We start from the raw sequence: 13,001 nt of genomic DNA on the forward strand, positions 1-13,001 counted from the left end.
CAGCAGCAGGCTGTGCCCCATGGCATCAGCCGGGGTGCTCACCGCGGCGGTGAGGAAGTTGCAACCCTCCAGGTAGCTGCTGGCAATGCCGTGGGTGTACCAGGAGGTGGCGAAGGTGGTGCCGGTCAGCCAGCCGCCCAGAGCCAGGTAGGCCGTGGGGAACAGCAGCAGGCCGGACCAGCCAACAAAAACAAAGCGGTCACGCTTGAGCCAGTCATCGAGGACGTCGAACCATCCCCGTGCGGCAGGCGCGCGCCCTACAGCGATCGTCATGCGGGTACTTCATGAAGCTTTACAAGCAACATCCTACGGAATACCGGCCCGCCCCGAGACCCCGCTTCTTGAAGCACATCGGTAAATGAGTACTTGCACTCAGCCGCCACCGGTCAAGGCCGGCGGCGGCTCGGCAGGCCATTCGCCAGAGTGGCTTCTGGTTTTCAAGCGCACAACGTGTACGTCGTCGAGCTCGCCCTCAAGCTCAGCCCCATGCCCATCTCGGTGCAGCGCAAGGAGCTGAGCGACGCCCAGTCAGTCCACAGCGAGATCCGGGCGGCCATGGAAAGCGGCCACCCCCGCGTGCTCGAGCTCACCTGCGAGAAATCCGAAGAGAAGCGCATCAGCCTGCTCAGCGGTGAACTGGTGGCCGTTCAGCTCTACGAGAAGTCGGCAGTCGGCGGCGGCAGCAAGCGGCCGGGCTTCAGCGTCGACGGTTGATGGCCTGGGGCAACCCCTCCAGCGAAGCGGTCTCGCCCCCGTCTCCGGCCCTGGAGGTGACGGACCTCTGTTTCGGCTGGCCCAACGGCAGCGCCGCCCTTGATCACTGCGACCTGCGCCTGCCAGGCCCAGGTCTGTGGATGCTGGTGGGTGGCAACGGCAGCGGCAAAAGCACCCTGTTGCGCCTGATCGCCGGCCTGCTGGAGCCCAGTGGCGGCAGGGTGGCCCTCACGCTCAAACCCGCCCTGGTGTTTCAGAACCCCGATCACCAGTTGCTGCTGCCCAGTTGTGGCACCGATCTGCAGCTCGGCCTCGTGCAGGGCCTTCCCGCCCCAGAGCGACAGGCGCGGGTGAGCGCGGCCCTCGCCCAGGTGGGACTGGGGGGATTCGAGGGTCGACCGATTCACACCCTCAGCGGTGGCCAGAAGCAGCGGCTGGCGATCGCCGGCGCCCTGGCCGGAGACGCGGGCCTGCTGCTGCTCGATGAGCCCACGGCCCTGCTGGATCCCGAAAGCCAGCTGGAGGTGCTGCAGCTGATCGAGCGGCTCTGCCACCGGCGGGAGCGGCCGCTGAGTGCTCTGTGGATCACCCATCGGCTCGAGGAGCTCGACCATTGCGATGCGGCGGCCCAGATGGAGCGAGGTCGGGCCGGAGCCTGGCAGCAGGGCCCGGCCCTGCGCCGGCGCATCGAGAGCAGGCTTCCCCCCTTGCCGGGCGGCAGGGCCGACGGGTAGGTTCACGTGAGCCCATTCCTCGGTAGCTCAGTGGTAGAGCGGTCGGCTGTTAACCGATTGGTCGCAGGTTCGAATCCTGCCCGGGGAGTTCATTCATGGATCGCCGCGACCTGAACGGCCGTGTGCTGTCACTCGTTGCGGCCTCTGGCCTGTTCCGCCAGGACAGGCCCGAGGCATTCGTGCGGGATCGATCAGCACAGCAGAAAAATCTTTAGATTCAATTCAAGATGTTCCGGGCTGGCCTTGGCCAGAACCCTTGGCCGATCAGGGCCCAGCCCCCGAATCCAACATCGGGAGCGTCCCGCAGCGACGCGCTGAGCCCAGGGATCAGGAGAAAATGACCAGCATCCGTTGGTGCCGGCCATCTCCGCCCTGCCGTCACGTGTCCGCCAGCACCTGCCATGAAACCCTGCATCTTGCTGATCGAGGACGACGGGGACATGCGTGAGCTGGTGGCCGGCCACCTCGAGCACGGTGGCTTCGTGGTGGAAACCGCCGAGGACGGGATCAAGGGTCAGGCCCTGGCGCTGCAGGCCAACCCCGATCTGATCCTGCTGGATCTGATGCTGCCGAAGGTGGATGGCCTCACCCTCTGCCAGCGGCTGCGCCGCGATGAGCGCACCGCCGGCATCCCGATCATGATGATCACCGCCTTGGGTGGCACCAAGGACAAGGTGAGCGGGTTCAACTCCGGCGCCGACGACTACCTCACCAAGCCCTTTGATCTCGAGGAACTGATGGTGCGGGTGAAGGCCCTGCTGCGCCGCAGCGACCGGGCCCCGCTTTCCACCAAGCACAGCGAAATCCTCAGTTACGGCCCTCTCACCCTGGTGCCGGAGAGGTTTGAGGCGATCTGGTTCGACGAGCCGGTGCGCCTGACCCACCTGGAATTCGAGCTGCTGCACTGCCTGCTGCAGCGCCACGGCCAGACCGTGGCGCCGTCGTTGATCCTCAAGGAGGTCTGGGGCTATGAGCCCGACGACGACATCGAAACCATCCGCGTGCATGTGCGCCATCTGCGCACCAAGCTCGAACCCGATCCGCGCAAGCCCCGCTTCATCAAAACGGTCTATGGAGCCGGCTACTGCCTGGAGCTTCCCACCGGAGCCAAGCTCGCCCAGCAGGAGACCCTGATGCGCCATCAGCGGGAGGAGGAACTGGCGGCGGCCTCCCAGGCCCTCGAGAGCGCCTGAACCCAACCGGGCCGCAGGCTGTCAACGCCGCTCAGCCGATCACACCGCTCAGCTCCAGCAGGGCAACCTCCCAGGCCAGACGCGGTTGCACGAATCCGCGCAGCTGGCCCCGCAACCGCTCCAGCCGTTGCTGGGGCGCCAGCTGGGGCTGCCGGCGCCAGAGGCAGAGCTGCCACCAGTTCAGCAGCCACAACTGCTGATCCAGGTCCAGCGCTTCACTCAGATCGCGGGCCAGGGCCATGGCCTCGAGCGGGTCGGCCGCCAGGTTCCCCAACCGTTCGGCCAGGCCGCTGGGCAATCCCCGCCACTGACGGCGATGCTCCAGCAGGGCCCCCGGTGCTCCGGCCGCCAGCTCCAGCAGCTCGGGGGGGTCTGGGGCTTCAGGACCCTCAGCGGTGTCTGGTGCGCCAGAGGGATCGACGGCGCCGGCCTGCAACGCCAGCACCTCGGCCATCGCTGCGGGGGCGAGGGGACGGAAGGGAATCTGCTGGCAGCGGGAGCGGATCGTGCTGAGCAGGCGCTCCGGCGCAGCGCTCAGCAACAGCAGCAGCCCAGACCCGGGTTCCTCCAGGGTCTTGAGCAGCCCATTGGCTGCCCCCTCCGCCATCAGCTCCACGGCCTCGATCACCACCACCGGCCGCGGGCCCGCCACCGCCCGCCTGGCCAGGAACGGTCCCACCGAGCGGATCTGCTCCAGCCGGATCTGCGGCAGGCTTCGCTTGCTCACCCCCTCCGCCATCGCCTGGCTGGCGGGCACCAGCCGTCCCTGGTGGGAGTAGGTGGGCTCCAGCCAGAGCAGATCCGGATGATTGCCCTGGCTCAGGCGCCGACGCAGGGCCGTCGCCCCCTCAGGTCCAGCGAGCACACCCTCGAGAAAGCGCAGCGCCCCAAGGCGTCGGCCCACGCCCTCGGGGCCCGTGAGCAGATAGGCGGCCGCCAGGCGCTGCTGCTCCAGGGCGGCGCCCATCAGCGCCACCGCGGTGGGCTGGCCGATCAGATCAGCAAACAGTTCAGCCATCGGGATCGCCTGGCCAAACGCGGGAGAAGCGTTCCAGCAGGGCCGCGCGCAGGGCCGTCTCCACCTGAACCGGTGATCCGGCAGCGTCCACCCGGCTCCAACCGCGCTCTGCGGCCAGCTGGGCAAAACCGGCCGACACCCGCTGCAGAAACGGCAGGCCCGCCGCCTCGATCCGATCGGCGCCGCGGTGGTCCCGGCGCTGGGACGAGAGCGTCAGGGGCAGGTCGAGCCAGAGGGTGAGGTCGGGCACCAGACCGGCGGTGGCGATGGCCTCCAGCTGGTCAATCAGCTCAAGGGACAGGCCCCGGCCATGGCCCTGGTAGGCGGCGGTGGAGCCGGCGAAGCGATCGCTGAGCACCCAGGCACCAGCCGCCAGCGCCGGCTCGATCAGGCTCTGCACATGCTGGGCGCGGTCGGCGGCATAGAGCAGCAGCTCAGCCCTGGCCAGCGGGGCCATCTCCTGGGGGGGATGCAGCAGCAGCTGCCTCAGCCCCTGGCCGAGCGGGGTGCCCCCCGGCTCCCGGGTGCTCACCACTCGGGAGCCGGGGGGCATCAGGCCGCTGCGGGGCAGCCAGCGGCCCAGGCGCTCCAGCTGGCTGGTTTTGCCCGAGCCGTCGATGCCCTCCAGCACCAGAAAACGGCCCCGCGGGGCCTCAGGGGCGGCCATGGAGCAGCAAGGCGTTGACCACCACAGTGATGGAGCTGACGGCCATCAGCAGGGCGGCCAGCGGGGGCGAGAGCAGCAGACCGAAGCCAGGCAGCAGAGCCCCGGCGGCGATCGGCAGCACGATCAGGTTGTAGCCGAAGGCCCAGAGCAGGTTCTGCTTCACCTTGGCCAGGGTGCGACGAGCCAGGCGCAGCGCCTCCACCAGCGACTCCAGCCGGTCGCCGAGGATCACCAGATCGGCCGTGTCCTGCGCGATCTGGGTGCCGGTGCCCACGGCGATGCCCAGATCAGCGGCCGCCAGGGCAGGAGCGTCATTGATGCCATCCCCCACCATCGCCACGGCCCCCTGCTGGCGCCAGCGCAGGATGTGCTCCAACTTCTGCTGAGGGTCAAGTTCCCAGGCTAGGCCTGAGCTGGGCAGCCCCAGGCGGTCACCCAGCTGCAACACCGGCTCGCGGCGATCTCCGCTGAGCACCCCCAGGCGCAGGCCCATGCCGCCGAGATCTGTCAGGGCCTGGGCCGCATCGGCGCGGGGCTGGTCCTGCACCGCCACCAGCCCCAGCACCGCAGCCTGGGAGGCCACCAGCAGCACCGTGGCTCCCTCCGATTCCAGCTGGGCCAGCAGGGGCTCCAGTTCGGCGGGCAGCGGCAGGCCCTGCTGCTGCAACCAACCAGGCCGTCCGACCCTGGACAGACCCTCCTGCCCCGGCAGCCGGCCCTCCACACCGGAACCCACCTGGGTGCGGCTGTCAGTCACCTCTGCCAGGGCCAGCCCCCGGCACTGGGCCTCCTGCAGCAGGGCGTGAGCCAGGGGGTGGCGGGTGTGCTGCTCGAGGCTGGCGGCGAGCTGGATCAGGGCGTCGCCGGCCGCACCGGCGGGATCACCGCCGCCGGCCGGCAGCACGGCCGTCACCAGGGGACGGCCGAGGGTGAGGGTTCCGGTCTTGTCGAAGAGCACACTCTCGAGGCGCGCCGCCATCTCAATCGCATCGCCGCCGCGGAAGAGCAGGCCAGAGCGGGCGGCCAGGCCTGATCCCACCGTGATCGCCGTGGGGGTGGCCAGACCCAGGGCGCAGGGACAGGCCACCACCAGCACCGCAATCGCCAGCTGCAGGGCAAGGGAGAAGGGTGTGGTGGCCGCGGCCCCCAGCAGCCCATGGGCCCCATGGCCTGCCCCCATCAGCACCTGGGGCCAGAGCCTGGTGCCCCATTGCCACCAGAACACGAAGGTGGCCAGGGCCAGCAGCAGCACGGCCACGCTGAAGCGGCCAGCCACCCGATCGGCCAGGCTCTGAATCGGCGCCTTGCGGGCCTGGGCCTGCTCCACCAAGGCAATGATCCGCGCCAGGGTCGACTCAGGGCCCGTGCGCCGCACCTCCAGCTCCAGCGGCGCCTGCAGATTGAGCATGCCGGCCATCAGCTCGCTGCCGGGCCCGGCCTCCAGGGGCAGTGGTTCCCCCGTGAGGCTGGAGACATCCACCGCGGAGTGTCCCTCCACCACCTCACCATCCACCGGAACGCGATCACCGGGCAGCAGACGCACCCGATCACCGGGGCGCAGACCGCCGACGCGCACCTCCCGTGGCGGCCCATCGCCGAGCAACAGCAGGGCGGAATCGGGCTGGAGACGCACCAGCTGCTCAAGGGCCTGACCCGTGCGGTTCCGGGCCCTCTCCTCCAGGAAGCGGCCCAGCAGCACGAAGCCCAGCAGCATCACCGGCTCATTGAAGAAGCAGGGCCAACCGGATGCCGGGCGCAGATAGGCCACCAGGCTGGCCAGGTAGGCACTGCCCATGCCCAGCCCCACCAGGGTGTCCATGCTCGGGGTCCGCTGCCAGGCATCACGGGCGCCCCGCACCAGAATTCCCCGACCGGGTCCGAGCAGGGCCACGCTGGCCACCAGGGCATGGAAACCCAGGGCTCCCAGCCTGGGCACTCCGGGCAGGGCCATCAGGGCCGGCGGCAGGTGCCCCCCCTGGGCCAGGTGACCCAGCACCGACACCAGCATCAGGCTGAGGGCCACGATCAGCTGGCGCCACTCCTGGCGCCAGCGGCGCTGCTGCTCGCGCTCGCCGCGACTGGGATCAAGGCCCGACTGATCACGGCGGTGGGCCTCGAATCCGAGGCTCCTGAGGCTGGCGATCAAGGCCGTTGCCGGATCTTCAGCCGGGGTGTCCTGAAGCGGATCCAGGCCGATCCAGGCCGTGCGGGTCACCAGATTGACGCTCGCCTGACTGACGCCGGGCTGCTCCAGCAGGCGTCGCTCCACCGCCCGCACGCAACCGCCGCACTTCATGCCGTCCACATCGAGGAGCAAGGGCTCGACGGCTGCTGCGCTGGGCGCTGGAAGGGGGGAGGTCAGGGTCAAAGGCCGAGGGCCGAGGCTCAGGCCCCAAGGGTAGGGAGTGTGGCGAAGGCTCCCTGGCCTGGCGGGCACCCGTCAGGATGGGAGCACCGATCACGCCAGCCGCGCCGTGCCCCGCAGCCAACGCAACGACAACTTCATCGACAAGAGCTTCACGGTGATGGCCGACCTGATCCTCAAGGTGCTGCCCACCAACCGCCGGGCCAAGGAAGCCTTCGCCTACTACCGCGATGGCATGAGCGCGCAGGGCGATGGCGAGTACGCCGAGGCGCTGGAGAACTACGACGAGGCCCTGAAGCTGGAGGACGACCCCCTCGATCGCGCCTTCATCCTCTACAACATGGCGCTGGTGTACACGAGCAACGGTGACCACCAGCGGGCGATCGAGACCTACGAGCAGGTGCTGGAACTCAACAGCCACATGCCCCAGGCCCTCAACAACATGGCGGTGATCCATCACCACCTGGGCTCCTTGGCCGAAGAGCGGGGCGACACCGACGAATCCGACCGCCGCTTCGCCCAGGCCGCGGAGTATTGGACCAAGGCGATCCGGATGGCCCCCAACAACTACATCGAGGCCCAGAACTGGATCAAAACCAGCGGCCGCGGTTCAGTCGACGTGTATTTCTGACGCCACAGCCGGCGCCTCAGTCAGCGGCGGGATCCACCCCCAGGGCCGCCACCAGGGCCTCGGCCACCCCTGCCGCCTCCAGCAGCTCCAGCCCCAGGGCGGCAGCCACCGGTGCCAGGCCGCTGCTGCGGGGCACCACGGCCCGGGTGAAGCCCAGACGGGCCGCTTCCTGCAGCCTCAGCTCCAGCTGCCCCACCGGGCGAATCTGTCCCCCCAGCCCCAGCTCCCCCACCAGCACGGTGCCGGCAGGCAGGGTGAGGTCGCGGTAGCTGGCCACCACCGCCGCCGCCACCCCCAGGTCGGCGGCGGGCTCCTCCACATCGAGGCCCCCGGCCACGGCCAGGTAGCAATCAAAACGGGAGAGGGGCAGGCCCAGGTGCTTCTCCAGCACCGCCAGGATCTGGTGCAGACGATTGATGCCGATCCCCGTGGCGGTGCGCCGCGGGCTGGCGTAGCTGGTGGTGCTCACCAGGGCCTGGAGGTCCACCAGCAGGGGTCGGGTGCCCTCGCAGGCCACGATCGTGGCGGTGCCGGCGCAGGGGCCTTCTCCCCCCAGGAACAGCTCGCTGGGGTTGGTCACCTCCGCCAGGCCCCGGTCGCGCATCTCGAACACCCCCAGCTCGTGGGTGGGACCGAAGCGATTCTTGACGGCCCGCAGCAGGCGATGGCTGGCGAAGCGGTCACCCTCGAAGGTGAGCACGGCGTCCACCAGGTGCTCCAGCACCTTCGGCCCCGCCAGCATCCCCTCCTTGGTCACGTGGCCCACCAGCAGCAGGGCCGTGTCCTGGCGCTTGGCCAGCCGCTGCAGGGCCGCAGCGCAATCCCTGACCTGGGAGACCGAGCCGGGGGCGCTGCTCAGCTCGGCGTCGTGGAGGGCCTGGATGCTGTCGATGATCGCCACCGCAGGGCGCAGAGCTTCCAGTTCCTGCAGCACCAGCTCCAGATCGGTTTCCGCCAGCAGCTGCAGCCCGTCCTGTTCGCTCGCCGGCTCAGCGCCCTGCTCCGGGCCCAGGCGCCGCCAGCGCAGCTTCACCTGCTGGGCCGATTCCTCCGCGCTCACGTACAGCACCGAGCAGCTGTCCGCCAGGGCCCTGGCGCTCTGCAGCAGCAGCGTTGATTTGCCGATGCCCGGGTCGCCCCCCACCAGCACCAGTGATCCAGGCACCAGACCGCCCCCGAGCACCCGGTCCAGTTCGGGGAAGCCCGTGGCCAGCCGCCGCAGCGGCCGTTCGCCCACGCTGTGAATCGGCTCGGAGCGCCTCCCCCGGGGAGCGGCCCCGTCGACCGGGGGAGCCGGGGTGGCGCGCCGACGGCGGCCATCGGCGGCGGGGCTGCTCTGCTCCACCAGGCTGTTCCAGCTGCCACAGCCAGGACAACGGCCAAAGAACTGACGGGACTGGGCTCCGCAGCTCTGGCAGGCGTAGAAAGGGGTGGAACGTCCCAAAGAGGTTTGTGAAGAATGGTGGCTTTGGGTGAACTGGCGGGTGCTCGCGCCTTTTCAGTAGGCGGAGATTTTGCAACCGTGCCGGCGACGCGATGACGGTTTCCAGCTCAGCGAAGGAGACCATCCTGGTCGTCGACGACGAAGCCAGCATCCGCAGGATCCTGGACACGCGCCTCTCGATGATCGGCTATCAGGTGGTCACAGCCTCCGACGGGATTGAGGCGCTTGAGGCCTTCCGGCAGTCGAGCCCCGATCTGGTGGTGCTCGACGTGATGATGCCCAAGCTCGACGGCTATGGGGTCTGCCAGGAGCTGCGCAAGGAATCGGACGTGCCGATCGTGATGCTCACGGCCCTGGGCGATGTGGCCGACCGCATCACCGGCCTGGAACTGGGGGCGGATGACTACGTCGTCAAACCCTTCAGCCCCAAGGAACTGGAGGCCCGCATCCGCTGCGTGCTGCGCCGCGTGGACAAGGACCCGGTGGTGGGGATCCCCAACTCCGGAGTCATCCAGGTGGGGGAGCTGCGCATCGACACCAACAAGCGTCAGGTGTATCGGGGGGAGGAGCGCATTCGCCTCACCGGCATGGAATTCAGCCTGCTGGAGCTGCTGGTGAGCCGCTCGGGCGAGCCCTTCAGCCGCGGCGAAATCCTCAAGGAAGTCTGGGGCTACACGCCCGAGCGCCATGTGGACACCCGGGTGGTGGATGTCCACATCTCCCGTTTGCGCTCCAAATTGGAGGATGATCCAGCCAATCCCGAGCTGATCCTCACGGCTCGTGGCACGGGATACCTGTTCCAGCGCATCGTGGAAGCCGTTGCCTCCGAAGGAGCCTGATCTCGACCCCCGCTCCGGCAGGCGGGCCAAGCCCAGCCGGGCCATTCGCCGGCTGGTGATCTGGTATCGCCGCAATGCGGCGGTCACCTCGATCGTGGGCACAGCCACCTCCTCGGCCAGCACCGCCGGCTCGGTGGCCGGCTCGGTGGCCTCCGCCGCCGGCTCAGTGGCCGGCAGCATGGCGTCCACCGCCGGCTCGATGCTCAACCCGCTGGTGATCGATCCCCTGCGTCGGCTGCAGCAGAGCGGAGGTGAGGAACTCGCCGCCATCCACCGCGGCGAACGTCTCTGGGTGGCCGTCGACGGCATGGGCGGTGACCACGCCCCCGGGCCCATCCTCGAGGGGTGCCTCAGGGCGGTGCAGATCCTGCCTGTGCGCATCCGCTTCGTGGCCGAAACCGCTGCACTGGAAGCGGCAGTGTCCCAGCTGGGTCTTGGTGAGCTGCTGCGGGAGGCCACTCAGCGGGGCCTGATGGAACTGCTGCCCAGTGGCCCGTCCGTGGGCATGAACGACGAAGCCACGGTGGTGCGGCGCAAGCGCGACGCCAGCATCAACCTGGCGATGGACCTGGTGAAGCGGGGTGAGGCCACTGCGGTCTATTCGGCCGGCAACTCCGGGGCCGTGATGGCCTCGGCCATCTTCCGGCTGGGGCGGCTCAAGGGCATCGACAGGCCGGCCATCGGCGCCCTCTTCCCCACCAAGGATCCGTCCCAGCAGGTTCTGGTGCTCGACGTGGGCGCCAACATGGACTGCAAACCGGCCTATCTCCACCAGTTCGCCCTGCTGGGAAGCATCTACAGCCACGACGTGCTCGGGGTGGCCGAGCCGAGCGTCGGTCTGCTGAACATCGGCGAGGAGGAGTGCAAGGGCAACGAACTCACGCTCAAGGCCTTCCCCCTGCTGGCGGCTGAGCCCAGGATCAGCTTCAAGGGCAACTGCGAGGGCCGCGATGTGCTCTCCGGTGCCTTCGATGTGGTCGTCTGCGATGGCTACACTGGCAACGTGCTGCTCAAGTTCCTCGAGTCGGTGGGCAGCGTGCTGCTGGATGTGCTGCGGGCCGAATTGCCCCGTGGTCGTCGCGGCAAAGTGGGGTCGGCCTTTCTGCGCAGCAATCTGATCCGGATCAAGAAGCGCCTCGACCATGCCGAACACGGCGGTGCCCTGCTGCTGGGGGTGAATGGCGTCTGCGTCATCGGCCACGGCAGCAGCAAGGCCCTTTCGGTGGTCAGTGCCCTGCGCCTCGCCCACCTGGCCGCCAGCCATGGGGTCATGGACGACCTGCGCCAGCTCAGCGCCCAGGAAGACACCGTCACCGCCTGTGGTTGACTCAGCCCAACTGAGGACTGAGACGGTGTCGCTCGGCCGGATGGGCGCAGGCATGGCCCTGGTGGGCAGCGGCAGCGGCCTGCCGCGGCTGAGCCTCAGCAATGAGCAGCTCAGCCGCCGGGTCGACACCAACGACGCCTGGATCCGCAGCCGCACGGGCATCACTGCCCGCCGGGTCGCCGGTCCCGGTGAAACCCTCACCAGCCTGGCCACCGCGGCCGCCCAGGCCGCCCTGGAGCAGGCCGGCTGGGACGCCGAAGATCTCGATCTGATCCTGCTGGCCACCTCCAGCCCCGACGATCTGTTCGGCACCGCCCCCCGGGTGCAGGGGGCCCTCGGCGCCAGACGGGCGGTGGCCTTCGATCTCACTGCCGCCTGCAGCGGCTTTCTCTTTGCTCTGATCACCGCCGGCCAGTACATCCGGGGGGGAACGGTGAGTCGGGCCCTGGTGATCGGCGCCGATCAGCTCAGCCGCTGGATCGACTGGGACGACCGCAGCACCTGCGTGCTCTTCGGCGACGCTGCCGCCGCCGTGGCGGTGGAGGCCTGCGAGGAGCCGCGCAACGGCCTGCTGGGCTTCAAGATGCACTCCGATGGTCTCCGGGCCGACTGCCTCTCCCTGCGCCAGCACCTCGATCACGTTCCCCTGGTGGAGGGTCACTCCAGCCAGAAAGGCGGCTTCGAGACCATCCACATGAATGGCCAGGAGGTTTACAAGTTCGCCGTGCGCGAAGTGCCGGCGGTGCTCCAGGACCTGCTGAAGAGCACCGGCACGACCCCTGAGCAACTGGACTGGTTGCTGCTGCACCAGGCCAACCAGCGCATCCTCGATGCAGTGGCCGACCGCTTTGCCATCCCCCATGCACGGGTGCTCAGCAACCTGGCCCGCTACGGCAACACCTCCGCCGCCACCATCCCGCTGATGCTGGATGAGGCGGTGCGCGATGGGCGGGTGCGCCCGGGCGATCTGATCGCCAGCAGCGGCTTTGGAGCGGGGCTGAGCTGGGGCGCGGCGCTGCTGCGCTGGGGTGGCCCCGGCGGCGGCTGAACCGCACCGCTCTAATCTCCCAGCCGGTTCGAGCGCGCGTCGCCATGGGGATTGCCTGGGTGTTTCCCGGTCAGGGCTCACAGAAAGTCGGCATGGCAAGCGCTGTGCTGGATCTGGACGGCGCCCGCGAGCGTTTCGCCGCCGCTTCCGAGCTGCTGGGCCGCGACCTGCTGGCGATCTGTGCCGGCGAAGCGAGTGAGATCCAGGGGGGCTCGCCGGGGGCACCGCTCGACCTGGGCGACACCCGCAACACCCAGCCGGCGCTGTTCGTGCTGGAAAGCCTGCTGGTGGATGGCCTCAAGGCCCAGGGTCGCCGCGCCGATCTGGTGGCCGGCCACAGCCTCGGAGAACTGGTGGCCCTCTACGCCGCCGATGTCTTCGACTTCCGCACCGGCCTGGAGCTGATGCACCGGCGCAGTGAGCTGATGGCCGCGGCCGGAGGCGGAGCGATGACTGCGGTGATGGGCTTCGAGCGCAGCGAGCTGGAGGCCCTGGTGGGAGCCCGCGCGGATGTGGTGATCGCCAACGACAACAGCGCGGCCCAGGTGGTGATCTCCGGCCTGCCGGAGGCCGTGGCCGCCGTGGCCGCCCAGCTCCCCTGCAAGCGGGCCATCCCCCTGGCGGTTTCAGGGGCCTTTCACTCCCCCTTCATGGCCTCGGCTGCCGAGGCCTTCGCCGCCCTGCTGGAGCAGGTGCCCTTCGCCGACGCCAGCGTCCCGGTGCTGAGCAACACCGATCCCACCCCCAGCACCAGCGGGGCCGAGCTCAAGCAACGCCTCCAGCGGCAGATGGTGAGCGGGGTGCGCTGGCGCGAAACCATGGATCAGCTGGCGGCCCTCGGAGTCGAGACCGTGGTGGAGATCGGCCCTGGCACCGTGCTCAGTGGCCTGGTCAAACGCAGCCTGAGCGGTGTCACCACCGCTCAGATCGGCAGCGCCGCCGACCTGGGACTGTGAGCGACACCGGGGAGGGCCAGCCCGGCAGCGGACCGATCGCACCGCGGCGGCGCGGTCTGCGCCGC

The 13,001-nt window shown here is 69.3% G+C and carries 12 protein-coding genes, 1 tRNA gene and 1 pseudogene; 9 read left to right on the plus strand and 5 right to left on the minus strand.

Features of this window, described 5'->3' with window-relative positions; translation table 11 throughout:
• Nucleotides 1–273, minus strand: a pseudogene (locus tag KQ304_RS05030) (photosystem II D2 protein (photosystem q(a) protein)); the annotation flags it as partial.
• 177 nt (nt 274–450) lie between these two features.
• Between KQ304_RS05030 and KQ304_RS05035 the strand changes: the two are divergent.
• From KQ304_RS05035 to KQ304_RS05050, 4 genes are all read left to right on the plus strand, one after another.
• Nucleotides 451–714 (plus strand): hypothetical protein, encoded by a 264-nt coding sequence (locus tag KQ304_RS05035; protein ID WP_259736023.1) that lies wholly within the window; start codon nt 451–453, stop codon nt 712–714.
• On the plus strand, nt 714–1,448 hold the full coding sequence (locus tag KQ304_RS05040; protein ID WP_259736024.1) for an ABC transporter ATP-binding protein: 735 nt from the start codon (nt 714–716) through the stop codon (nt 1,446–1,448). Before KQ304_RS05035 ends, KQ304_RS05040 begins: the two co-directional genes overlap by 1 nt.
• 16 nt (nt 1,449–1,464) lie before the next feature.
• Nucleotides 1,465–1,536: transfer RNA gene (locus KQ304_RS05045), tRNA-Asn, on the plus strand.
• A 313-nt stretch (nt 1,537–1,849) separates the two neighbouring features.
• Entirely contained in the window at nt 1,850–2,641 is a 792-nt protein-coding gene (locus KQ304_RS05050) for a response regulator transcription factor (protein ID WP_259736025.1), read from the plus strand.
• Nucleotides 2,642–2,672: 31 nt separating this feature from the next.
• Here KQ304_RS05050 and KQ304_RS05055 read toward each other — a convergent pair whose 3' ends face one another.
• From KQ304_RS05055 to KQ304_RS05065, 3 genes are read right to left on the minus strand one after another with little or no spacing between them, the layout of a single operon-like run.
• Nucleotides 2,673–3,659, minus strand: a complete 987-nt coding sequence (locus tag KQ304_RS05055; protein ID WP_259736026.1) for a DNA polymerase III subunit delta' — start codon at nt 3,657–3,659, stop codon at nt 2,673–2,675.
• Nucleotides 3,652–4,326, minus strand: a complete 675-nt coding sequence (gene tmk, locus KQ304_RS05060) for a dTMP kinase (RefSeq protein WP_259736027.1) — start codon at nt 4,324–4,326, stop codon at nt 3,652–3,654. Before tmk ends, KQ304_RS05055 begins: the two co-directional genes overlap by 8 nt.
• Nucleotides 4,313–6,694 (minus strand): cation-translocating P-type ATPase, encoded by a 2,382-nt coding sequence (locus KQ304_RS05065; RefSeq protein WP_259736028.1) that lies wholly within the window; start codon nt 6,692–6,694, stop codon nt 4,313–4,315. The genes tmk and KQ304_RS05065 overlap by 14 nt, the downstream gene beginning before the upstream one ends.
• A 106-nt stretch (nt 6,695–6,800) precedes the next feature.
• Between KQ304_RS05065 and KQ304_RS05070 the strand changes: the two genes are divergently transcribed.
• Nucleotides 6,801–7,322, plus strand: a complete 522-nt coding sequence (locus KQ304_RS05070; protein ID WP_255110836.1) for a photosystem I assembly protein Ycf3 — start codon at nt 6,801–6,803, stop codon at nt 7,320–7,322.
• Between the two features lie 16 nt (nt 7,323–7,338).
• Here KQ304_RS05070 and radA read toward each other — a convergent pair whose 3' ends face one another.
• On the minus strand, nt 7,339–8,766 hold the full coding sequence (gene radA, locus KQ304_RS05075; RefSeq protein WP_259736029.1) for a DNA repair protein RadA: 1,428 nt from the start codon (nt 8,764–8,766) through the stop codon (nt 7,339–7,341).
• A 92-nt stretch (nt 8,767–8,858) separates the two neighbouring features.
• Between radA and rpaB the strand changes: the two genes are divergently transcribed.
• Genes rpaB through fabD form a run of 4 tightly spaced genes read left to right on the plus strand, consistent with a single transcriptional unit; the run spans nt 8,859 to nt 12,936 of the window.
• Nucleotides 8,859–9,605 carry a response regulator transcription factor RpaB gene (gene rpaB / locus KQ304_RS05080; RefSeq protein ID WP_259736030.1) on the plus strand — a complete coding sequence of 249 codons (747 nt, stop codon included), beginning with the start codon at nt 8,859–8,861 and terminating at the stop codon, nt 9,603–9,605.
• Nucleotides 9,586–10,932, plus strand: a complete 1,347-nt coding sequence (gene plsX, locus KQ304_RS05085; protein ID WP_259736031.1) for a phosphate acyltransferase PlsX — start codon at nt 9,586–9,588, stop codon at nt 10,930–10,932. Before rpaB ends, plsX begins: the two co-directional genes overlap by 20 nt.
• A gap of 52 nt (nt 10,933–10,984) precedes the next feature.
• Nucleotides 10,985–11,980 carry a beta-ketoacyl-ACP synthase III gene (locus KQ304_RS05090; RefSeq protein ID WP_259736033.1) on the plus strand — a complete coding sequence of 332 codons (996 nt, stop codon included), beginning with the start codon at nt 10,985–10,987 and terminating at the stop codon, nt 11,978–11,980.
• A gap of 44 nt (nt 11,981–12,024) precedes the next feature.
• Nucleotides 12,025–12,936, plus strand: a complete 912-nt coding sequence (fabD, locus tag KQ304_RS05095; protein ID WP_259736032.1) for an ACP S-malonyltransferase — start codon at nt 12,025–12,027, stop codon at nt 12,934–12,936.
• Nucleotides 12,937–13,001: the final 65 nt, after the last annotated feature.

This window comes from Synechococcus sp. CS-1329, assembly GCF_025128055.1.
Taxonomy (GTDB): domain Bacteria; phylum Cyanobacteriota; class Cyanobacteriia; order PCC-6307; family Cyanobiaceae; genus Regnicoccus_A.